Raw genomic sequence first — 22,509 nt, forward strand, 5'->3', positions numbered from 1 at the left:
GGGGGGACGTGCTAACTAATTCATTAGTACCCCGTCCAAACCTCCAGAGCGATGCCGCCGAAGAAATCCATTACGCTGACCGAAGCCGAGCTGAGGCTCATGAAGGTTCTCTGGGCGAGAGGCGAGATCGCCGTCTCCGGCCTGGTGGAAGCGATCTCCGACGAGACCCCCCTGGCGTATACGTCGGTGTTGACGACGATCCGCATTCTTGAGAAGAAGGGGTACGTCACGCATCGGCAGGAGGCGCGTGCCTTCCTTTACAGCCCATGCATCGCCGAGCACGAGGCGAGCCGGTCTGAGGTGCGTCATGTTCTGCAACGTTTTTTTGGGAACTCCCGCGAGCAGCTTCTCCTCTCGCTTCTGGGTGATGACGAGATTGGCCCGGACGAACTCCGCCGTCTGCGGGAAGCCATTGCGAAGGCTCCGGACAATGAGCCAATAGTCCCACCAGCGGCGCGGCCGGAGGAGGCGGGATCATGACTACCCTTGGCCTTTTCTCCGCCGTCGCTTCGGGTTCGCTCCTTTCCGCAGTCTGGCAGGGAATCCTGTTAGCCGGCTGCGTTGCGCTCTGCCTTCGTCTAGTGCCGGGCATCAGCGCGGCCGCTCGATCGGTGATCTGGACGGCGGTTCTCGTCCTCGCGGTCTGTCTTCACTTCGTTCCGCTCTTTGCCGCGCCGGACAGCACAACTCATGCCAGCGTCCACGCCGATCCCCGTTGGAGCTTCGTGGTTGCTGGTTTCTGGGCACTACTGACGCTCTATCGTGGCAGCCAGCTTCTGCTGAGCGGCTTGCGCTTGCACCGGATCGCCCGTCGCGCTACGCCAGTTGCTGATGCCCCGGCGCTGCAGCAGGGAAACCGCCGCGCCCAACTCTGCACCTCGACGGACGTGGATCGGCCGAGCGTTGTGGGTTTCTTTTCGCCGCGTGTCCTGCTCCCGCCGGATCTTCTCGCCAGCCTCAGCCAGCAGGAGCTTGATCAGATTCTCCTCCATGAGATGGAGCACCTCCGCCGCCGCGACGACTGGACGAATCTGCTCCAGAAGCTCGCCCTCGCTCTTTTTCCGCTGAACCCGGTGCTTCTCTGGGTCGAACGGCGTCTCTGCCTCGAGCGCGAACTCGCCTGTGATGACAGTGTTCTCCGGACCACGCGGGCTCGCAAGGCCTACGCGCTTTGTCTCACGAACCTGGCTGAGCATGGAATGCTTCGGCGCACCGCGACTCTCGCTCTGGGTGCGTGGGAGCGCCAGTCGGAGCTTGCACGGCGCGTGCATCGGATTCTTGCGAACCCCGAGGTTGTCATGGGGCGCACACAGGCCCGCATCGTTACTGCGACGCTTCTCCTCTCGTTGGCCGGCGGCGCAACTGTGCTGAGCCGCAGCCCTGAGCTTGTGTCCTTTGCGCCCGTCTCTCATGCCCAGGCGGCGATTCCTTCGACCGAGTTTACGGCTGCGCCGTATCGAGAGTCCGGTCTCACCGGCAAGGTGATCAACACCAAGGCCATCATGCCCGAGCCGGAACGGACGACTCAGCTTCCTGTGATTGCGCCGAAGCATCGTCGGAGCAAGTCCAAGACGGTTAACGCAACGCAGCCCATCCAGATTCGCAGCGCTGTTCGTCCTGGGACGCGTTCATGGGTCGTCCTGACCGAGTGGCATGAAGTCACCCTGCCCACGGGTCACACGTTGATGACCATTCAGCAGAACAACCAGTTCTCGTATGCCGCCGTGCCGACCCCAACCGGCTGGCTGATCGTTCAACTCTAACCAACAAAATACCCAGAAGAGGTTAATGGCATGTCCGCATCAACTAATAAACTAGTAGTATCGACCCGGAAGATCGTCGTTCCTGCCGCCCTCGCTGCTGTTGTCGCTCTCGGCACAGCAGCCTACATGAACCACACCGATGTCCATGCAGCGGGGATCAGCGCTGCCGCACTCGACGACGGCAGCGTCACTGCCCTCACCGCACTCGATCAGGCGATGGAGGCGGTCGCGTCCCGCGTCACGCCTGCCGTCGTCAACATCGCCGTCACGTCGAAGAGCACGGCCGGAGACGGAGAAGAGGGTGGGGACCAGTCTAGCCAGCTTCAGCAACTGCCTCCGGGCCTACGCCAGTTCTTCGGCGGCGGCGGCCAGATGATGCCGCAGCAGCCGCAGATCGAGCACGGCATCGGCAGCGGCGTCATCATCTCGTCGGACGGGTACATCGTCACGAACAACCACGTCGTCAACGGAGCGACGCAGATCCGGGTCACGCTGCACGATCGCCGCATTCTCACCGGCAAGGTCATCGGCACCGACAAGCTCACCGACCTCGCTGTCGTGAAGGTGAACGCAAGCGATCTCCCGCACATTTCGTGGGGTGATTCGACACAGCTCCAGCCTGGCCAGACGGTTCTTGCCTTCGGCAGCCCGTTCGGCTCGCTACAGTTCTCAGTAACGCGCGGTATCGTCTCGGCGCTCAACCGCCAGGATCCCGACCGCAGTGATCCTCGCAAGCCTGGAGCCTATATTCAGACGGACGCCGCCATCAATCCTGGCAACTCGGGCGGACCGCTGGTCAACGCACATGGTGAGCTGATCGGCATCAACACCTCGATTATTACCAACAGCGGATCGTTCGCCGGCGCAGGCTTCGCGATTCCCTCGCAGATCGTTCACGCCACCACCGAGCAGCTCATCGCGCATGGCAAGGTCGACCACGGCTACCTTGGCATCAGCATGAACGATGTGACGCCGGAGAACGCTCACTTCTTCAACCTGCAGGATGCGTCTGGAGCCATCGTCGCGCAGGTCACGCCTGACTCGCCCGCGAGCCGCGGTGGTCTGCGCCAGGGAGACGTGATCACCCAGGCCAATGGGCAGAAGATCCTCAACAGCGGTGCTCTCCAGGTTGCGGTCAGCCAGATCGCTCCCGGAACCGACCTGAACCTTGGCGTCATCCGTGAGGGTAAGCAGGAGACGGTTCATCTGAAGGTCGGGCAGTTCAACGCAAAGACTGAGGTGGCCTCGAATGATGGTGATGGCTCAGCACCGAACAACGGCAAGCTCGGCCTCGCTGTTTCGAACCTGACCCCTGATGCCAGGCAGCAGCTTCAGATCCCGGAGCAGGTCCACGGCGTGGTTGTGCAGAATGTGCGCCCGACCAGCCCTGCGGAAGATGCCGGACTCCAGCCCGGGGACGTCATCCTCGAAGTGAACCGCGCGCCGCTCAACTCGGCGGATCAGTTCGCGACCCAGGTCCATGGAAGCGCTGCGGGCAAGGACATCCTGCTGCTGGTGTGGTCGAAGGGCAATGCAAGCTACCGCACCCTGCGCCCTGACCAGGACAATGGCTAAGTTGCCGCGTACTTGAACCCGATGGGCCGCTTCGAAACTTTGGGGCGGCCTTTCGTTTTCATCATGCAACAGCAGACTGCGGAACGGGATCACATCCATCATGGCCAAGGAACTCGCACGTCGTACGGCGGGGTTAGCAGTTCGCCCTGGAAGCGCTCTCAAGAAGGCAGCAAAGAAGTCGCCGGGGAAGAAGGCTGCCAAGAAGTCGCCTGGGAAGAAAGCCGCGAAGAAGGCTCCGGGCAAGAAGTCACCTGGCAAGAAGTCGGCTAAGCATACCGCCGGCGATCCTAGGCACCTGGAGCAGGGAAGCGGGCCAGCCTTGGAGCATGCTTTTCATCACCTGCAGCGTGCTTCCGCTGTGATCTCACTGCTCGAGCAGGAGTCCGGCGGAGACCTGCGGATGCTGCTTGAGGAAGGGATCAAGAGCTACCGCGTTGCCACGGACAGCGAGCCTTCCAATGCTCTCGACCTTCTTCGCGCCGCCGAACATCTTTCGATGGCCGGCCTCTATGCCGCTCGCATCTCGCATCGCCTCGACGCCACTCCACCCCCGCCCGAAGAACTCGAGCGACTGCTCAGGAAGGCGGCTCACCACCTCGACTCACTCGAACTCCCTGACCTCGAAGGCTTCGAAGCCCGGCTCCCCGCCATGGCCGAAGAACTACTCAACCGCGCGGAAGCCGCGCTTGATCACGATCCGCACCTCTCCTGGGAACTCGCCATGGCTGCAGAATCCTTGTGTGCCGCGCTCGAAGCATAAGCAGTCCTCTTCAGGGACGACCGATGGGATCGTGTTAGTCTACAGCCCTTCGAGCGAGCCTGCTCCCGGACCCTATCCCATGACCAGTCATCTCGGAATCAAGATCTTCCTCTTCTCGGCTGTTCTCGCGCCTTCCGCTCTGGGTCAGGCCTTCGGCCCCTCGAACCCTTTCTATGCCGAGAGCACCCTCCCCTTCCACGCGCCTCCGTTCGATCGCATCCACGACAGCGACTACCAGCCCGCCATCGAGGCAGGCATTGCGGCCGAGGCTAAGGAAGTCCGGGAGATAGCTGATAATCCGGCTCCGCCCGATTTTGCTAACACCATCGTCGCTCTCTCGAAAAGTGGCCGTCTTCTGCGCCGCGTAGAGGCCTCCTTCGGCGCAATCACCTCGGCCAACACCAATCCCGACCTGCAGAAGATCGAGACCGAGGAAACGCCTAAACTCTCCGAGCTTGAAGATGCGACCACTCTCAACACGAAGCTCTTCACGCGCGTCCGAAGCATTTACGACAGCCGTGCGACCCTGTCCCTCGACCCCGAATCGGCCCGTCTCCTTGAACTTACCTTCCAGCGCTTCACCCACGCCGGGGCCGACCTCAACGATGCTGACAAGGTTCGCCTGAAGGAGATCAACAGCCAGCTTTCCGTAATGTCGAACACCTTCAACCAAAGACTTCTCTCCGGAACCAAGTCCGCGGCCTTCGCCACCACCGATCTAAAGGCCCTCGCCGGTCTTTCCGAGGGCCGGATCGCCGCCGCCAGCCTGGCTGCCAAATCCCGCAATCAACCTGGCTACGTCCTTCCCCTCATCAACACCACACAGCAACCCGTCCTCGGCACCCTGACCGACCGCGCCACCCGCGCGGCCGTCTTCAACTCAGGCTGGACCCGCACCGAACGGGGGGACGACAGCGACACGCGGGACATTATCGCCCGCATCGTCAAGCTCCGCGCCGAGAAGGCCAAGCTTCTCGGCGTTCCCAATTTCGCCTCCTGGAAGCTGACAGACCAGATGGCGAAGAACCCCGAGGCCGTTCAAAAGTTCCTCGATGCGCTCGTCCCTCCTGCAACCGCTAGAGCTCGATCCGAGGCGAAGGATATCCAGGACGTGATCGACGCCCAGCATGGAGGCTTCCAACTCGCCGCTCACGATTGGGATCTCTACGCCGAGCAGGTTCGCAAGGCGAAGTACGACCTCGACGAGTCGGCCGTTCGCCCCTACTTCGAATTGAACCGCGTGCTGACCGATGGCGTCTTCTACGCCGCGACAAAGATGTACGGCATCACCTTCCGAGAACGCAAAGATATGCCCGTCTACCAGCCCGACGTCCGCGTCTTCGAGGTCACCGATGCCGACGGCAAGCCACTAGCCCTTTTCTACTGCGACTACTACAAGCGCGACAATAAGAATGGCGGAGCGTGGTCAAGCTCCTTCGTTGGACAGTCGAAGCTCCTCGGAACGCTTCCGGCCGTCTACAACGTCGCTAACCTGCCCAAACCCGCACCTGGCCAGCCCGCGCTCATCAGCGCCGACGATGTCCGGACGATGTTCCACGAGTTCGGACACGCCTTACACGCCATGTTCACGAATGTGCAGTATCCAGGGCAGGGAATCCCCCGCGACTTCGTCGAGTTCCCGTCGCAGTTCAACGAACACTGGGCGCTCGACCCCGACGTCTTCGCCCACTATGCCCGGCACTACCAGACCGGCGCTCCCATGCCCTCGGAGCTCGTCGCCCGCCTCAAGAAGTCCGAAACCTTCAACCAGGGATACGCCTTCACGGAGCTTCTAGCCGCCGCGGAACTTGACATGCAGTGGCACCTCCTTACCGCGGACGCTCCCCTTCAGGACGTGGACGCCTTTGAAAAGGCCGCCCTCGTCACAAAGAAGATCGACCTCGAAGCCGTTCCCCCGCGCTACCGCTCCAGCTACTTTCAGCACATCTTCGCCGGAGGCTACTCGGCAGGCTACTACGCCTATCTCTGGAGCGAGATGCTCGATGACGACGCCTACTCCTGGTTCATGCAGCACGGGGGAATGACCCGCGCGAACGGCGACCGGTTCCGCAGCATGATTCTTTCGCGCGCCAATACCCAGGACCTCGAAACGCTCTATGAAACGTGGCGTGGAGGGCCGCCCTCGATTGACGGCCTGCTGCGCCAGCGCGGCCTCGTCCCGGAGAGCCCTGCGAAGTAGCCTTCCCACCTGCAAAACGCCGGTTAAGATACCTTTCGGGTCAATAGCGAATCGTTCGCAGCACGCCGCTGGCCCTGTAGTCTAACGGTTGAAGGCGGATTCGATTTTGCTCTATTGGCTGCTGTACCAGAAGCTTTTTCCCTACTTTCGCATCCTGCGCATCTTCCGGTACCTCACCTTCCGGACGGTCTTCGCCTCGCTGACCGCGCTTCTGATCGGCCTGCTGATCGGCCCCTTCGTCATCCAACGCCTGCGCGAGTTCCAGATCGGCCAGTACATCCGCGAAGAGGGTCCCGAGTCTCACCAGAAGAAGGGTGGCACGCCGACCATGGGTGGCGTCCTCATCTGCATCTCGATCATCATTCCGACCCTGCTCTGGTCCGATCTCTCGAATCCCATGGTCTGGATCGTCGTTCTCTCCACCCTCGCCTTTGCCGCGATCGGCTTCATCGACGATTACACCAAGGTCGTCCACAAACATAACCAGGGCCTTACCGGGCGACAGAAGCTCGCGCTGCAGTTCACGACGAGCGGCCTGGTCGCCGTCACCCTGTCGATCATGCAATCGAAGGGGATGTATTCGACGCGACTCGTCGTTCCGTTCCTCAAGAACTTCCGCCCAAACCTTATCATCGACAGCCTGAGGCACGTCCCTCATCTTGGCTGGCTGGCATTTGTGCCATTTGTGATCTTCGTGATGCTGGTTCTTACAGGGGCGAGCAACGCCGTCAACCTCACTGACGGCCTGGATGGCCTCGCCATCGGCTGCACCATCATCGCCGCTGGAGCCCTGACGGTCCTCACCTACGTGAGCGGGCACGCCGTCTTTTCCGACTATCTCGAGATCCCCCGCATGCCGATGGTGAGCGAACTGACCGTCTTCTGCGGAGCGATGGTTGGTGGAAGCATCGGCTTCCTCTGGTACAACGCTCATCCGGCCGAAATCTTCATGGGCGACGTTGGCAGCCTGGCGCTCGGCGGCGCGATCGGAACGGTGGCCGTCATCATCAAGCAGGAACTTCTTCTGCCGTTCATTGGCGGCGTCTTCATCCTGGAGGCGTTGAGCGTCATCCTGCAGGTGGGAAGCTACAAGCTGCGGAACGGTAAACGCATCTTCCGCATGGCTCCGCTGCACCACCACTTCGAGCTCATGGGCTGGTCGGAGTCGAAAGTGATTGCGCGCTTCTGGATCATGGCGCTCGTCTTCGCGCTCTTTGCTCTGACAACACTGAAGCTCCGCTAGAACTCCGGTGGGGAACCTGCGCCTGCTTCTCCCGTAACTCACCACATGCGTATCCTCGGCCTCGCCCTCTTCGCCGTCCTGGCTCTGCCAGCCTCCGCTCAGGATTTCCCGCCTCTCAAGGTCGAAACGCACCTGATCGACAGCACGGTGAGCATCCGCGATGCTGGTGGCGGCCTTGTTCACGACGTCACGATGACCGACCTTTCGGTCGTCGAGGACGGCATCCCGCAGACCATCCGCTACTTCGCCCCCGCCGAGCATCTCCCCCTCAGCATCGGGCTCATCATCGACGCCAGCGGAAGCCAGGAGAAGTTCATCAAGGATCATGAACGCGACATCGCTGAGTTTCTCCGGCAGGTTCTCACGCCCGAGGACCGTGCGTTCGCGCTCTGCTTCGGCAATCATCTCCGTCTCGTCAGCGACTGGACCAGTGACGGTCCCGCGATCACCTCCGCACTGCGCCGCTACGACAAGAGCAAGGGAGACTTCCCCGAACTCGGACCGAAGGAGGACCGCGAACAGGGGACGGCTCTCAACGACGCCGTTTACTTCTCGACGACCGAGCGCATGGCAGGCATTCACCAGCGCCGCAAGGTCCTGCTTGTCTTCTCGGACGGCCAGGAGAATTCGAGTGAGCACGACCTGATCGACACGATCGAAGCTGCCCAGAATGCCGACGTGCTCGTGTATGCCATCCGCTACACAGAGCTCGAGCATGGGAAGATGAACGCCCGCGACCTCTACGGCATGCGCGAACTCGACCACCTTACCGCCCAGAGCGGCGGCAAATCCTATGACTCGCACGCCATGAAGGTGAGTCAGGCGTTCGCTGAAATCTCCGGCGAGCTCCGCTCCCTGTACGCTGTTGGGTACTACTCCACCAACCGCGAGCACGATGGCTCCTTCCGCAAGGTCGTCCTTCAGTCCAAACGGCCGGGCCTTGTTCTCAGAGCGCGAGCCGGCTACTACGCCCGGTAGCAAAACCGTCCATCTCCTTGAGGTACCCTTGATGTGCCGTACAGCAGAACACCAGGGAAAAGGAAAAAGATGGACCTGAAGAACAAGAAGGTACTGGTCGTAGGCCTGGGCCGCTCCGGCCTCTCAGCAGCGCGTTTTCTCCGCGAGCAGGGCGCACGCGTCACGGTGAGCGATTCGCGCAGCGCGGCAGCCCTCGCCAAGGACATCCCCGCTCTCCTCGACTCTGGCATCATGGTCGAAGCGGGCGGCCACGGTTTGCTGACGTTCCGCCGACAGGACCTGATCGTCGTTTCGCCGGGGGTGCCGCTCGACACGCCGGAGGTCAAGCAGGTTCGCGCGCTGAGCTTGCCCGTCATCGGCGAGCTTGAACTTGCCAGCCGCTTTCTTTCGGGCCACGTGATCGCCATCACCGGCTCGAACGGCAAGACCACCACAACCACGCTCGTCGGCCAGATCGTCGAAGCTGCCGGCCTTCCGACGCAGGTCGGCGGAAACATCGGCCTGCCTGTCATCGAGCTCATCAAGTTCGATACGCCAGAGACGTGGGATGTCCTCGAAGTATCGAGCTTCCAGCTTGAGACGGTGGACACCTTCCGGCCGCATATCGCCGCCGTGTTGAACCTCACGCCGGACCATCTCGACCGCCACCACACGTTCGCCGCGTATGCCGCCGCCAAGAAACGCATCACCGAGAACCAGACCTCCGAAGACTTCCTCGTCCTGAACGCAGAGGACAAGGAGACGCAGATGTTCGCCGCCAGGACAAAGGCGCAGATCTTCTGGTTCAGCAGCCGCCGGCCAGTCAAGCAAGGCGCTTTCGCCCACGGCGAGTCGATCGTCTGGCTGCCACAGGAAGGCGGCAAGGCGGAGCCGGTGCTGCCGATCTCCGAGATTCCGCTGAAGGGACTGCATAACCTGGAAAACGTTCTTGCCGCGGTGACGATCGCGAAGCTAGCGGGCGTCTCGTCCGAGGTGATCCGGGCGACCGTTGCGACGTTCAAAGCAGTCGAGCATCGGCTTGAGCATGTGGCTACGCTATCGGGCGTCGAATATTACAACGACTCCAAGGCCACCAACGTTGACGCCACCATGAAAGCCCTCGCTTCGTTCCCGAAGGGGATCCACCTTATCCTTGGCGGCAAGGACAAGGAGTCCGACTACAGCCAGCTCGCGCCGCTCCTGCTGGAACGAGTCAAAGTTGTTTACACCATTGGTTCCGCCGCCGAAAAGATTGAGCATCAACTCGCCGAATCCGCGAAAACAGTGATGATAGAGTCATCCGGAACAATGGACGTCGCCGTTGCAAGTGCTCGCGAACACGCCGTCTCTGGGGATGTTGTGCTTCTTGCACCAGCCTGCTCCAGCTTCGACCAGTTTGAGAACTATGAGCATAGGGGCCGCGTCTTCCGGCAGCTCGTGTTGAAGACTTAGATCATCCGGGTATAGACCAAGGGAGCAGGGAACAGCGATGGCGAAGAGGGTCGGAGTCGATAAGTGGCTCTTCGGAGTCATCCTTCTGCTGGTTCTCTTCGGCCTCGTGATGGTCTTTTCGACCTCTGCCGTCATGGCGAAGGCGACCGTTGGCTCACCGTATGCGTTCGTCTCGCACCAGGCGCTCTGGGCTCTGCTCGGAATGATCGCGCTGACGATCCTGATGCGGGTCGACTACCGCCTTTACAACAACCCCAAGGTCGTCTTCCCGGCTGTAACGATCACCATGCTGATGCTTGTCGTCGTGTTCGCCTTCCACGACTCGCATCACACGCATCGCTGGTTCCGCCTTGGCGCGCTTTCACTGCAGCCGTCGGAGCTTGCGAAGCCGGTGCTCGTGCTATTTCTCGCCTACTTTCTCCAGACGCGCATGCACCAGATGGACGACTGGAAGGGAACCATTCTTCGGGCTGCTATTCCTCCGCTACTCTTCATCGGGCTTATTTTGAAGGAGCCGGACCTTGGCACCGCACTCGTCTGTGCTGGCGTGACGATGTTGATCCTGTATCTCGCGGGCATGCAGATCAAGTATCTTGCTCTCGCTGTGCTGGCGGCTTCGCCAGTTCTTTATTACATGCTGTTTCACGTGGCCTGGCGTCGCGCCCGCATGCTCGCTTTTGTGAATCCCGAACTCGATCCCAGGGGTTCCGGTTTCCACATTCTGCAGTCGCTGATCGCCGTTGGTACCGGTGGCATACGAGGCCTCGGCCTCATGGAAGGCCGCCAGAAGCTTTTCTACCTGCCCGAGCCGCACACGGACTTTATCTTTGCCACGGTCTGCGAAGAGCTTGGCTGGATCGGTGCGATTGCGATCATTGGGCTCTTCTGTGTGCTCGGCTATCGTGGTCTCCGCGCGGCGATCCTCTCGACCGACCCGTTCGCCCGGTTCCTTGCCTTCGGCATCACGACGGCGATCCTTATTCAGGCGTTTTTCAACATCTCCGTGGTTCTCGCGCTGGTGCCCACCAAGGGGATTACCCTGCCCCTGATCTCGAACGGTGGAACTTCCGTCTTCATCACGTTGGCAGGGCTTGGCGTGCTGTTAAATATCACCCGTGAAATCGACTGACGCGAGGCCGATGCGTGCCCTGATGGCCGGCGGCGGTTCGGGCGGCCATGTCATCCCGGCTCTGGCCATCGCCCGCGAACTCCTCGACGCACGCCATGCCGAAGTCCGCTTCGTCGGGACGGCGCGGGGGCTCGAGACCCGTCTTGTTCCGGAAGCGGGATTCCCGCTCGACCTCATCCATGTCGGTCAGCTCAAAGGCGTCAGTCTGGCCACTCGGCTCCGGACCATGGCAGACCTCCCGCTTGGCGTCCTCCGCTGTATTTCGCTCCTTCGCAGCTTCAGGCCGAACGTCGTCATCGGTGTAGGAGGATATGCCAGCGGCCCTGCGATGATGGCAGCCATCCTCCTTCGGATTCCGACCCTGGCCTTTGAGCCGAATGCCGTTCCCGGCCTCGCGAACCGCCTCGTCGGCAAACGCGTCTCCGCCGCTGCCGTCAACTTTGAGCAGACTAAAGCCTATTTTCGCAACGCCGAGGTCGCCGGGATCCCCGTGCGGGCCGAGTTCTTCGCGATCCCGCAAAGGCTCCCGACGGACCGCCAACATCTCCTGATCTTCGGCGGAAGCCAGGGCGCCCGTATCCTGAACAACGCAGTCCCGGCGGTTGTCGCCCGCCTTCTTGCTCGCCTGCCGAATCTGACTGTTCTCCATCAAACCGGACCGGCTGCGGAGGCGAGGACACGCGAGCTTTACCAGCAGGCCAACGCTGACCCCGCCCGCTATCAGGTCAGCGCCTATCTGGACGACATGCCTGCCCGGTTCGCGGAAGCCGACCTCATCCTCTGCCGCAGCGGTGCGAGCACGATGGCCGAGCTTGGCGCGGCAGGGAAGGCGTCTGTGCTTATCCCGCTGCCTACGGCAGCGGACGACCACCAGCGTAAGAATGCCGAAGTCTTTTCTTCCGTCGGAGCCGCGACGCTTCTACTCGAAGCCGACCTGACACCTAATGTTCTCCAGAACACGCTCGTGGATCTGCTCGAAAATCCCGAACAGATCCAGGCCATGGGAGCACAGGCTCGCACCTTCGCCCGACCCGAGGCGGTTCGCGCCATCGCCGCGATGGCCGTCCAGCTCACCAAAGAATGAGCTTCACCTCCTCGCGGGAGCGTTATACGATGGGCTCGTCGTCGGGCTCTATAACCCCCTGTATCGAGGTCGTTCGCTTGCTGAAACCGGTCCTGCTCAAGTTCTTGCCACTGATTCTTCTCTGTGCTTCCGGCACGTTTGGCTTTACGCAGTCTCTTAAGATCGACGAACCTGCCCCCATGCGCGCGGGCTCAAACTCCGCTACGATCGACAGCTTCGGCGGCAACCAGTATTGGGTCCTCACGGTCGGCCCCGGCGCGTTCAAGGTCACCTTCAATTACGGCAACCGGCAGGAAGGCTTCAACACCGGCGGCCGCCCGCAGATGTTCGTCGGGTTCAAACCCAAGGTTCCCGACACGACCGTCACTCACGCCGACTTCCCTGGAGGCACTACCTGGAGCGGCACCGCTGCCAAGCCCTCCCGTCTTGAAGTAGCCGTCGTCCCCGCCCCCGGTGCCCTCGTCCGCCAGACCACCGCTTACACGCTTGAAGCTACCGGGAGCGTCTCTTTCGCCCCCGGAGCCGAAGCGGGCCCATCCGTCGCCGGAATCTATCAGATCTCGATCGGGGGCCACGAGGGCACCGCAAAGTTCGCTTCTAACGGCGAGATCACCACCACGAATAACGAAACCGGCACATGGAAGCTCTTCGACGCCGACTCCAAGACCTACGTCGTCACCTTCGCCGGCCAGCGTTATTCCGTCACCTACCAGCCCGGTCGCGGCATGGTTGATAACCATGGGTTCCTTATCTTCGTTCAAAAGCACTAGCATGACCGCCTGATGACTCCTGAAGACCTCCGCCGCGTGGCCCTTACCCTCGCTGGAGCCGAGGAGAGCTCTCACATGGGTTCCGCTGACTTCCGCGTTGGCGGCCACATCTTTGCCACGCTCGCCCACGAGAAGCAGGGCTACGGTAACCTCATGCTTGCGCCCGAGCAGCAAGCCCTCTTTCTCGCCGACCGACCGGATCTTTTCCTTCCGATCGCCGGAGGCTGGGGCCGGATGGGCGCCACCCACATCCGTCTCGCCGCCGCGACCGAAGACGAACTTCTCGGAGCCCTTGCGACCGCCTACAACCTGCGCCTCGCCAAGAACGCCAAGGCCAAGCCGAAGGCAAAGAAGCACTGAGCGAATCGCCTGCGTCTTCGAGGCCCGTCCCGGCATCCGACAGAGGAGCCAACCCTCTACTATGGAGAAGCAGGGAGTACCCCGAACGAAATGATCGCTGAAATTATCGCCGCCGGTTCCGAGATGCTCACGCCCTACCGGCAGGACACCAACTCCCTCTACCTCACCGAGGGCCTCAACGACCTCGGCGTCACCGTCGCCTTCAAGACCATCGTTGGCGATAACCTCGAGCACCTCACCAACGCCGCCCGCATCGCCATTGCCCGCGCTGACATCGTTCTCTTCTCCGGCGGGCTCGGCCCAACAGAAGACGACCTCACGCGCGAAGCCGCCGCCGCCGCTCTCGGCCGGAGCCTGCGCCGGGACAACGCGCTCCTCGTCGACCTCGCCAAACGCTTCGCCGCCCGCCGCATGACGATGCCGTCCAACAACCTGCGGCAGACCGACATCATCGACGGCGCCACTATCCTGAACAACGCTAACGGCAGCGCCCCCGGCCAGTATCTCGACGTCACCATCGACGGCGAGCGCAAGATCGTCATCCTTCTCCCCGGGCCGCCAAAAGAGCTGAAGCCGCTCTTTACCGACGTCGTCGTTCCGATGCTGGCGAAATCACTTCCACCGCGATACCTGGCGAAGCGTATGCTGCGCATGGCCCTCATCCCGGAGTCGCAGGTCGACGCGCGCACCGCGCCCATCTACCAGCAGTATCCCGATGTCGAAACGACCATCCTCGCTGGCAGCGCCGAGATCCAGCTCCACTTCTTCTGCGCCAAGCCTACAGCCGAAGAGGCCCAGGACCGCATCGACGAGCTCTCCGGACGCATCGAGCAGGAGATGGGCGACTCCATCTTTTCGTCCAACGGCGAATCGTTGGAGGAGATTGTCCTCCTGCATCTCGGCATGCGCCATCTTTCACTGGCTGTCGCTGAAAGCTGCACGGGTGGCTTGCTCTCGGAGCGTCTTACTTCCGTCCCGAACAGCTCCACTGCCTTTTCCGGAGGCGTCGTTGTCTATAACGAGCAGATGAAGAGTGCCTTCGCCGATGTCCCACCGGAGCTATTCGAGCGCCACGGAGCAGTCAGTCCGCAAGTTGCCCGCGCCCTCGCCGAAGGCATTCGCGCACGTGCCAACACCTCGCTCGGCATCGGCATTACCGGTCTCGCCGGACCTGCGGGAGGCACAGGAGCCGATGCTTTAAAGCCCATCGGCCTCGTCTACATCGCACTCTCCGAAGGGGAGGACACTCAGGTGAAGGAGTTCCAGATCAACGGAGACCGCGACCGCGTACGATTCTGGGCCACCCAGCATGCTCTTGAATTTATTCGGCAGACGCTGCTCTAAGCAGGCTCGCTTGCCGGACTGTCCGCGTCATGCCAAACTGCAGGCACATCTCATCCTCCCCAACCCCACCCGCCGCATCCGCAACTGGCACAACTTGGTAAACTCTAGGGCAACTGCATGAACCCGTGGCTCCTCTCCATTCCGATTGCCTACCTGCTCGGCTCCATTCCTTTCGGATATCTCCTGGTACGCGTCTTCCGCAACGAAGACATCCGGACCACCGGCAGCGGCAATATTGGAGCCACGAACGTCGCACGTTCGGGAGCCAAGGGGCTAGGTTTCGCCACTCTGCTCCTCGACCTTCTCAAAGCCTTTGCCGCCGTCGCCCTTGCCCAATATCTCGCACCGGATAACCATGACCTCGCCGTCGCCGCAGCCGTTGCCGCCATCGTGGGCCACGTGTACCCGGTATGGCTTGGCTTTCGCGGAGGCAAAGGCGTCGCCAGCGCTCTGGGCGTCATGCTTGCGCTCGATTGGCGCGCAGCGCTCTGCGTCCTGGGCGTCTTCCTCGTCGTCGTCGCCTTCACCCGCTACGTCTCCCTTGGTTCGATCCTGGGCGCGGCGTCCTACCCCTTCTTCAGCCTCTACTTCCTCCCGATCCGAACGCCCATCTTCGTCGGAGGCATTGTCTTCATCGCCCTCCTCGTCATCGTCAAGCACCACGCCAACGTCGGCCGTCTCATCGCCGGAACCGAAAGCCGCTTCGGGTCGAAAAAGGTGACCGCATGAGCCGTATCGCCATACTTGGAGCCGGGGCCTACGGAACCGCCCTCGCCATCTCGCTCGCCCGCCGTGGAGGCCACGATCTCTGCCTCTGGGCGCACTCCCCGACTCTCGCCGCGACCCTTAGAGAAAGCGGCGAAAACCTGCCCTATCTCCCCGGCTTCACTCTCCCCTTCGATATCGACATCACCGACAACCTCGAGTCCGCCATCGACGAGATGGATGTCCTCCTCTGCGTCATGCCTTCGCAGTTCCTCCGCGAGACCATCGCCAGGATCGCCCCGAAGCTCACCCGCGACCAGGTTATTCTCAGCGCTGCCAAGGGTATCGAGGACATCAGCTTTCTCCGCATGTCGCAGGTCGTCGCCTCGCTTGTCGATAACCAGTTCGCTGTGCTCAGCGGTCCGTCGTTTGCCCAGGAGGTAGCCTCGGGGGCCCCGTCCGCCGTCGTCATCGCGACCGCCGAGTCGAGCCTTGCCCACTCCCTCCAGCGCGACTTTACCTCGCCCACCTTCCGCATCTACACCAACGACGACGTCGCCGGAGTAGAACTCGGTGGCTCACTCAAGAATGTTATTGCCTTGGCTGCCGGCGTCGTCCACGGTCTCAACCTTGGCAGCAACTCCGCAGCCGCCCTCATGACGCGTGGCATCGCCGAAATTACGCGTCTCGCGGTGGCCTGCGGGGGCCGTCGCCAGACTCTTGCCGGCCTCGCGGGGATTGGCGACCTGATCCTCACCTGTACCGGAAGCCTCTCGCGTAACCGCACCGTGGGGGTCGAACTCGGCAAGGGACGGCAGCTTCCTGAGATCATCGCCGGTCTCAACGGCAAAGTCGCCGAAGGTGTTCGCAGCACCACCGCCGCGCTGGGTCTCGCGAAACGGTATGGCGTGGAAATGCCAATCACCGAGCAGATGCACGCGATTCTTTATGAGAACAAGCCCGCGAAAGACGCTATACGGGATCTGATGAGCCGACCTGGGCGGGACGAGTAGTCAGGCGAGACCTACCAGCTTGTTGAGCTGTTTGAAAAGCGTTTCTGCGTCCAGACGAATCGGTGTACCCGCAATCTCCAACGCGTGCTGAACCGACGAAACCGAGCCCGCAACATCTGTGGCATAAAGCTGGCGAAGGCGAGGATCGATGACCCATATGTTCTCCACACCCATGGCCAGGTAGTCGTCGATCCGCTCCTGCATGTCGTTCATGCGATCGTCCCGCGAAAGGATCTCGATGCACAGCAGAGGAGGCGTCGTAACGATCGCTTCAAACGGCTCACTGCCTTGGGTCACGCAAACGTCAGGAATGCGGAACTGTGTCGTCGAGGTTTGCACCCTCTGCTCGGTTCGGACGAGGATATCCCATTCCTCTTCGTGCGAGCCGAGATACATCGCAAGGAACTTCTGAATGACAGCGTGCGGTCCCTCACCGACGTTCCTCTCCTTCGTCTCGCCGTCAATCCAATCCCGATCAGGCCGATACGTCGTCCGGAGATAAACCTCAAGCGGAACCAGCGCAGCATTCACCGTCGCCACAGCCAACACCTCGCTCACCGCTATCCTAAACCTCTCGCCGCGCCAACTCCGCTAAACTAAATCCAGCATGGCCTTCAACCTCTTCGGCAAACGCGACAAGACTCCCGAACCAGAACCCGAAAAAACTCCCGAGCAGCCCACGCCGTCCGAGAAGCGCTCTCCCTTTGGCGGCCTCGGTCTGGGACTGAATTTCGGTCAGCGCGACACGGCCCCCTCCGAGCCGACCGACGAGGCTCCAGAAAGACGCGGCCTCTTCGACCGCATGCGTCAGGCGGTCGCCCGCACCCGGACCACGCTCAACGACCGTATGGGCGCTGTCCTCGCCCTCACCCGCGCTGTCGACGAGTCGTCGCTCGAAGACCTTGAAGCCATTCTGCTCGCTTCTGACATCGGCAGCACGACGACCGCCGAGATCCTTGAGAACCTGCGCCAGCGCGGCATGCGCCAGGGCATCGAAGGCGGAGCCGAACTCAAGCGGCTCCTGCGCATCGAACTCAAGCAAGTCCTCGACCGTGTCGCCGTTCCGGTTCGCCATCCGGCTTCGCCGCCGGAAGTGATCATGATGGTTGGCGTCAACGGCACCGGCAAGACCACGACCACGGGCAAATTGGCTGCTCACTATCGCGCCCAGGGCCGCACGGTACTCCTCTGCGCCGCCGACACCTTCCGCGCAGCCGCCATCGAACAACTCGAAGTCTGGGCTCAGCGCTCCGACGTCCCCCTCATCAAGACCCGCCAGGGCGGCGACCCATCCGCGGCGCTCTACGACGCCTGCGCCGCCGCCAAAGCGCGTGGCTCGCAGGTTCTCATCGTCGACACCGCCGGTCGCCTCCACACCAAGACCGACCTGATGAAGGAGCTCGACAAGATGCGCCGCACCGCCGAGAAGCTCATCCCCGGCGCGCCGCACCAGACCCTGCTCGTTATGGATGCGACCACAGGTCAGAACGGTCTCACCCAGGCCCGCCTCTTCACCGAAGCGGCCCGCGTTACCGGCATCGTGCTGACGAAACTGGACGGCACCGCCAAGGGTGGCATCGTGCTGGCCATCGCCACCGAACTGAAGCTCCCGGTCGTCTTCGCCGGGGTCGGCGAAAAGATGGAAGATCTGCTGCCGTTCGACAGCGAAGCCTTCGTCGACTCCCTCCTCGACTAAACAGCTAAGGTAAAACTTTCCCTGCCTCAGTCGGCGTTCGCAGGTATTCTTTCTGCAAATGCCAACGCAAGCATTGCTTCAGCTCCGACCGAAGGCCTTCACCGCGTTTCTCCTTGCCTGTGCCGCAGCCCTGTTTTGCGTATTGCCTATCTCTGCCGCATCGGATCTCCCATCGGAATCCGCAAAGCCCGCTCTCCTCGTCGTCCAGGGTATCGGCAAAGCCTCAGCTCCCCTCGACGGGCAGTGGCAATTTCACCTTGGCGACAACCCCGCCTGGGCATCCCCGACTCTTGATGACACCGCCGGACGCGACGGCTGGGAGCAGATCGCGGTCGACAAGCCCTGGGGATCTCAAGGCCACTTCGCCTACTATGGTTACGCCTGGTATCGCCTTAGGATCGACGTCACTCCCGTCCCCGGCGCCGCTCCCGACTTCAGCCTCCTCTTGCGCAATGTCACCGACGTCTACGAGGTGTACTGGAACGGCGTCGCCGTCGGCCACCTCGGGAGCTTCCCGCCTCATCTCGATGGAGGAAGCACTTTCAATGTACGCATCTTCGACATGGGGCCTGTCCGCTCCGGCGTGCTCGCGGTGCGAGTATGGAGAAGTCCACCTGCATCCAATGAAGCCGGCCTCACCGGCGGCTTTGAACAGCCCCCACTCGTCGGCAGCCATGACGCGCTTACAGCGGCACGGGACGCTGGAGGCTACCGCTTTCTTGCCGCGCAAAGGGTCCGCGACGCTCTGATCTGGCTCTATGGTCTTGCTGGTTTTTTGAGCATGATCGGTTGGATTCGCGACCGAAGTCAGCGGACGCTTCTCTGGATCGCGATCTACACGGCAATGCTCGTCATCGAGTCGGCGGTCGGTAGCCTCACGACCCCCCTTCCGATCGTATGGCTGATGTTCTTCGTCCAGATCGTTATCCAGCTCCGCGAGGCTTCACAGTGGTTCGTACTGCTCTGGCTTTTACAACTTGTTGATGTGCCGCGCCTCTCCCGCACGCTCCGCGTGGCAGCGGCGATCACGATCATCGCCGGCAGCCTCGACGGCTTTTTATTTTTTCTTTATCCCAATATTCTGACGGGCAGACAGTTTCAGATGGCGGATGCTTTCTTCACGTCCATCATCGTGCCGCTCGAAGTGATTCCCGTTTTCCTGGTCGGTCTTGCTCTGGTCCGGCGACAGCAACTCGACTCAGCGCGCTGGTTCGTCGCCATCTGCGCCCTGCTGAACGCGGTCAGCTATGGCATCTCGAATGCAACTGCTCAAGGAGCTCGGTACACGCACTGGACGATTGCCGCGCGGCTCAGTACTGTCGGGCTGACGATTTTTGGCGCGTGGTTCCCGTTCTTGTTGGTTCTTCGCATCCTTCTGTTCGTTTCCATCATCTACGCCGCGGTTCGGTACTCCCTCGAAAACAGCCGCCGCCAGGCCGTGCTCGAGCGGGAGTTCCAGAGCGCGCGCGAGATCCAGCAGATCCTCGTGCCTGAGGCGCTGCCCACCGTTCCCGGCTTCTCTCTCACCAGCGCCTACAAGCCTGCGCAGGAGGTCGGCGGCGACTTCTTCCAGGTGATCCCGCTCTCTGACCAGTCCACGGTGATCGTGCTCGGAGATGTCAGCGGAAAAGGCCTGAAGGCAGCAATGACGGTTTCTCTTATCGTCGGAGCCATTCGTACCCTCGTCGAGATCAACACCAGTCCAGCCGAGATCCTTGCCGGTCTCAACCGCCGCCTTTACGGCCGTCTTCAGGGAGGGTTTACCACTTGCATCGCCCTGCATATCAATCCGCAAGGCGTCTGCACCCTATCAAGCGCAGGCCATCCTTCGCCTATCCTCAACAGGAACGAGGTAGATCTTCCGGGTGCTCTCCCCCTCGGGCTCGACTTGGCCACGACTTACGAAGAGGTCGAACTCCGCTTGCGCGAGGGCGACCATCTCGCTCTCTACACCGACGGTCTTCTCGAAGCACGCAACGCTGAAGGAGAACTCTACGGCTTCGAGCGGCTGAACCTGCTCTTCGGCGAGTCGCCCACCGCCTCCCGAGCCTCAGATGAGGCCGTAGCCTTCGGCCAGGATGACGACATCACCGTGCTCACGCTCACTCGACTCCTGCCTGGAGACCAGGCCACCACGCTCATGTCCCCGGATTTAGTGTTGGCCTAAGGATGTAGGGTGGAAGAGATGGACGACGAACACTTCATGCAGCGGGCACTCGCGCTCGCCTCCGAGACGATCGGCCTGGCCTCACCAAACCCCTACGTTGGCTGCGTTCTCGTTCGCGACGGAGAGATTTTCGCCGAAGGCGCGCACCTCTACGATCAGTACGACCACGCTGAAATTGTCGCCCTCAAACAGGCTGCCGCGCACGGCATCGATCCCACTGGAAGTACAGCCTACGTCACCCTCGAGCCCTGCTCCCACCACGGGCGCACCGGCCCCTGCGCTGACGCTCTGATTACCGCAAAGGTCTCCCGCATCGTTGTCGCGACGCAGGATCCAAATCCGCAGGTCAGTGGCCAGGGCATAGCCCGCCTCCGTGCCGCCGGCATCGACGCGACTGTGGGCGTCCTTCAGCAGGCCGCCCGTGATCTCAACGACGCCTTCGCCCATTTCATCTTAAGGCGGCGTCCCCTCGTGACGCTCAAAGCCGCCCTCTCCGTCGACGGCAAACTCGCCCCGCCACCAAGGCACCGCGCCGTCACCGCGCCCCACTGGTTGACCGGCCCAGCGGCCCGAGCGAACGTGCAGCGACTCCGCCATGCCTCGGACGCGATCCTCACCGGCATCGGAACGATCCTCGCGGACAATCCAAGCCTTGGCGACCGCGCCCACCTTCCTCGGCGGCGTCCTTTGCTTCGCGTCATCCTCGACTCCGCGCTTCGTATCCCGATGTCTTCTGAAATCGTCCGGTCAACCGCCAACGACGTTCTCCTCCTTTGCAGTGAAGAGGCCCCGGGAGAACGGATAGAAGCGCTGCAATCCATGGGTGTCGAAGTCGAAACCATTCCGTCCCACTCCGGCCATCTCAGTCTTGAAGCCGTCCTGGACGCCCTCGCCCGTCGCACTATTCTCAGCCTTCTCGTCGAAGCAGGCTCCGCACTGAATGGCAGTTTTATCTCGCAAAATCTTGTCGATAAAGCTGTGCTTTTCTACTCCGAGACCGAGCTTGGCGCGGATGCCATTCCGTTCGCTGCAGGCGTTGGCTCACCCTACCTGTTCGAGCAAAGATTCAAGCGGATCACCCGTACCACATTCGAACACGGTTCAGGAGAGGACGCCCGCGTCACCGGTTACCTGCGGGATTCTTGGAATCCTTCCCCCGCATAGACCCGCCGACTACCTCTCTTGTCGGAGTGCATTCGCTCCGACTGTCTGCTACCCTTCCGGGATGCGCCAGCGTGACATCACGAAGGGGGTTATCGAGCGTTTTACCATCATTGCCCTCCTTAGCCTGGCGGTCGCCGCGGCCGTTCTTTATCTTGGGGACTGGGCCGTATGGCGGGCGAAGTTCAGGCATGGGGAAGGGATGAGCACCGTCCAGGTCACACGGACCGTAGTCGCTCCACTCAAGGGAAACAAGGAAGAGTATTACGCCGACGGCACAGCCGACGTGCGCTGCAGCCGCTCCCTCTTTCCCCAGGACGGATCCGACGCCTGCTGGTGGCTGCGTCGCCATCGAGAGGTCGTCGAACGCTAGCATCCGAGCAGCCCTGCGGCTAAGTGCGCTAGGCTTGATTCATGTTCACCGGACTCGTCGAAGCCACAGGATCGCTCCTCGCCGTCACGCCCACCCAGGGTGCAACTCGCATCACCATCGCCGCGCCTGAGCTGGCATCGAGGCTCCGCACCGGCGATTCCATCTCGGTCAGCGGCGTGTGCCTCACTGCGCTCGACATAACGCCGACGGCCTTCTCCGCCGACCTCGCCGCGGAGACCATCGCCCGCACCACGCTCTCGTTACTTCAGCAGGGATCCACGGTCAATCTCGAGCTGCCCACGCCTGCTGGATCGCCCCTCGGTGGCCATGTCGTTCAGGGCCATGTCGATGGCACCGCAACCCTTCTCGCGCTCGACCCCATCACCCCCGCCGCTCCGGCCACGGACTGGCGCCTGCGCCTCCAACTCCCCCCGGAACTCACGCGCTACGTCGTGCCGCAGGGCTCCATCACCGTCGAGGGGATCTCCCTTACGGTAGCTTCGCTCAAGGGGCACGAGGTCGAGATCGCCATCATTCCCCACACCTACGCCGCTACCAGTTTGCGCACCCTCGCCCCCGGATCTCTCCTCAACATCGAGGTCGACGTCCTGTCGAAGTATGCCGAGCGCGCCGAGAAGCCCGCGCAGGTTGAACTGACCGAAGCCTTTCTGCTCGCAAACGGCTACTAGCGGCAACCGGTGTGGGGCCGGGGAGGTGCTTCACTCCTTTGCCTGGCCCCGGACACGTCCAGCCAATC

21 protein-coding genes are annotated in these 22,509 nt (G+C 61.9%); 20 read left to right on the forward strand and 1 reads right to left on the reverse strand.

Going from position 1 to position 22,509, the window contains the following annotated elements; genetic code table 11:
- The first annotated feature begins 51 nt into the window (after window positions 1-51).
- The 15 genes from GRAN_RS20255 (at window position 52) to GRAN_RS20325 (ending at window position 16,355) form a co-directional block, all read left to right on the forward strand.
- Window positions 52-480, forward strand: a complete 429-nt coding sequence (locus GRAN_RS20255) for a BlaI/MecI/CopY family transcriptional regulator (protein WP_128914831.1) — start codon at window positions 52-54, stop codon at window positions 478-480.
- A complete protein-coding gene (locus GRAN_RS20260) occupies window positions 477-1,763 on the forward strand; it encodes a M56 family metallopeptidase (RefSeq protein ID WP_128914832.1) in 1,287 nt (428 codons plus the stop codon). The genes GRAN_RS20255 and GRAN_RS20260 overlap by 4 nt, the downstream gene beginning before the upstream one ends.
- 30 nt (window positions 1,764-1,793) lie before the next feature.
- A complete protein-coding gene (locus GRAN_RS20265) occupies window positions 1,794-3,338 on the forward strand; it encodes a Do family serine endopeptidase (protein ID WP_128914833.1) in 1,545 nt (514 codons plus the stop codon).
- Window positions 3,339-3,438: 100 nt separating this feature from the next.
- Window positions 3,439-4,098 (forward strand): hypothetical protein, encoded by a 660-nt coding sequence (locus GRAN_RS25810; RefSeq protein WP_192898042.1) that lies wholly within the window; start codon window positions 3,439-3,441, stop codon window positions 4,096-4,098.
- A gap of 79 nt (window positions 4,099-4,177) precedes the next feature.
- Window positions 4,178-6,298, forward strand: coding sequence for a M3 family metallopeptidase (locus GRAN_RS20275; RefSeq protein ID WP_128914834.1), 2,121 nt, complete (start codon window positions 4,178-4,180; stop codon window positions 6,296-6,298).
- 106 nt (window positions 6,299-6,404) lie between these two features.
- Window positions 6,405-7,541: a phospho-N-acetylmuramoyl-pentapeptide-transferase gene (gene mraY, locus GRAN_RS20280; protein WP_128914835.1), complete on the forward strand. Its 1,137-nt coding sequence runs from the start codon at window positions 6,405-6,407 to the stop codon at window positions 7,539-7,541.
- A gap of 45 nt (window positions 7,542-7,586) precedes the next feature.
- Window positions 7,587-8,519 (forward strand): VWA domain-containing protein, encoded by a 933-nt coding sequence (locus GRAN_RS20285; protein ID WP_128914836.1) that lies wholly within the window; start codon window positions 7,587-7,589, stop codon window positions 8,517-8,519.
- Between the two features lie 69 nt (window positions 8,520-8,588).
- Entirely contained in the window at window positions 8,589-9,950 is a 1,362-nt protein-coding gene (gene murD / locus GRAN_RS20290; protein WP_128914837.1) for a UDP-N-acetylmuramoyl-L-alanine--D-glutamate ligase, read from the forward strand.
- Window positions 9,951-9,987: 37 nt separating this feature from the next.
- Entirely contained in the window at window positions 9,988-11,079 is a 1,092-nt protein-coding gene (ftsW, locus tag GRAN_RS20295; protein WP_128914838.1) for a putative lipid II flippase FtsW, read from the forward strand.
- Window positions 11,080-11,089: 10 nt separating this feature from the next.
- Window positions 11,090-12,163 (forward strand): undecaprenyldiphospho-muramoylpentapeptide beta-N-acetylglucosaminyltransferase, encoded by a 1,074-nt coding sequence (murG, locus tag GRAN_RS20300; protein ID WP_128915131.1) that lies wholly within the window; start codon window positions 11,090-11,092, stop codon window positions 12,161-12,163.
- A gap of 77 nt (window positions 12,164-12,240) precedes the next feature.
- Window positions 12,241-12,933, forward strand: coding sequence for a hypothetical protein (locus GRAN_RS20305; protein ID WP_128914839.1), 693 nt, complete (start codon window positions 12,241-12,243; stop codon window positions 12,931-12,933).
- 12 nt (window positions 12,934-12,945) lie between these two features.
- A complete protein-coding gene (locus GRAN_RS20310) occupies window positions 12,946-13,293 on the forward strand; it encodes an MmcQ/YjbR family DNA-binding protein (protein WP_128914840.1) in 348 nt (115 codons plus the stop codon).
- A gap of 90 nt (window positions 13,294-13,383) precedes the next feature.
- A complete protein-coding gene (locus tag GRAN_RS20315) occupies window positions 13,384-14,637 on the forward strand; it encodes a competence/damage-inducible protein A (RefSeq protein WP_128914841.1) in 1,254 nt (417 codons plus the stop codon).
- Window positions 14,638-14,754: 117 nt separating this feature from the next.
- Window positions 14,755-15,366 (forward strand): glycerol-3-phosphate 1-O-acyltransferase PlsY, encoded by a 612-nt coding sequence (gene plsY, locus GRAN_RS20320; RefSeq protein WP_128914842.1) that lies wholly within the window; start codon window positions 14,755-14,757, stop codon window positions 15,364-15,366.
- Entirely contained in the window at window positions 15,363-16,355 is a 993-nt protein-coding gene (locus tag GRAN_RS20325) for an NAD(P)H-dependent glycerol-3-phosphate dehydrogenase (protein WP_128914843.1), read from the forward strand. The genes plsY and GRAN_RS20325 overlap by 4 nt, the downstream gene beginning before the upstream one ends.
- On the opposite strand, the gene GRAN_RS20330 is transcribed toward GRAN_RS20325, so the two are convergent.
- Window positions 16,356-16,913: a Uma2 family endonuclease gene (locus tag GRAN_RS20330; RefSeq protein ID WP_161571074.1), complete on the reverse strand. Its 558-nt coding sequence runs from the start codon at window positions 16,911-16,913 to the stop codon at window positions 16,356-16,358. It abuts the gene before it with no gap.
- 49 nt (window positions 16,914-16,962) lie between these two features.
- On the opposite strand from GRAN_RS20330, the gene ftsY reads away from it, so the two are divergent.
- From ftsY to GRAN_RS20355, 5 genes are all read left to right on the forward strand, one after another.
- Window positions 16,963-18,051, forward strand: a complete 1,089-nt coding sequence (gene ftsY, locus GRAN_RS20335) for a signal recognition particle-docking protein FtsY (RefSeq protein WP_128914845.1) — start codon at window positions 16,963-16,965, stop codon at window positions 18,049-18,051.
- Window positions 18,052-18,109: 58 nt separating this feature from the next.
- The gene (locus tag GRAN_RS20340) at window positions 18,110-20,218 is read left to right on the forward strand and encodes a PP2C family protein-serine/threonine phosphatase (RefSeq protein WP_128914846.1); all 2,109 of its coding nucleotides are present in this window, start codon (window positions 18,110-18,112) and stop codon (window positions 20,216-20,218) included.
- A gap of 18 nt (window positions 20,219-20,236) precedes the next feature.
- Entirely contained in the window at window positions 20,237-21,382 is a 1,146-nt protein-coding gene (gene ribD, locus GRAN_RS20345) for a bifunctional diaminohydroxyphosphoribosylaminopyrimidine deaminase/5-amino-6-(5-phosphoribosylamino)uracil reductase RibD (RefSeq protein ID WP_128915132.1), read from the forward strand.
- Between the two features lie 61 nt (window positions 21,383-21,443).
- Window positions 21,444-21,752, forward strand: a complete 309-nt coding sequence (locus GRAN_RS20350; protein ID WP_128914847.1) for a hypothetical protein — start codon at window positions 21,444-21,446, stop codon at window positions 21,750-21,752.
- A 41-nt stretch (window positions 21,753-21,793) separates the two neighbouring features.
- Complete coding sequence (locus GRAN_RS20355) at window positions 21,794-22,441, forward strand: riboflavin synthase (protein WP_128914848.1); 648 nt, start codon at window positions 21,794-21,796, stop codon at window positions 22,439-22,441.
- Window positions 22,442-22,509: the final 68 nt, after the last annotated feature.

This window comes from Granulicella sibirica (assembly GCF_004115155.1).
Lineage (GTDB): Bacteria > Acidobacteriota > Terriglobia > Terriglobales > Acidobacteriaceae > Edaphobacter > Edaphobacter sibiricus.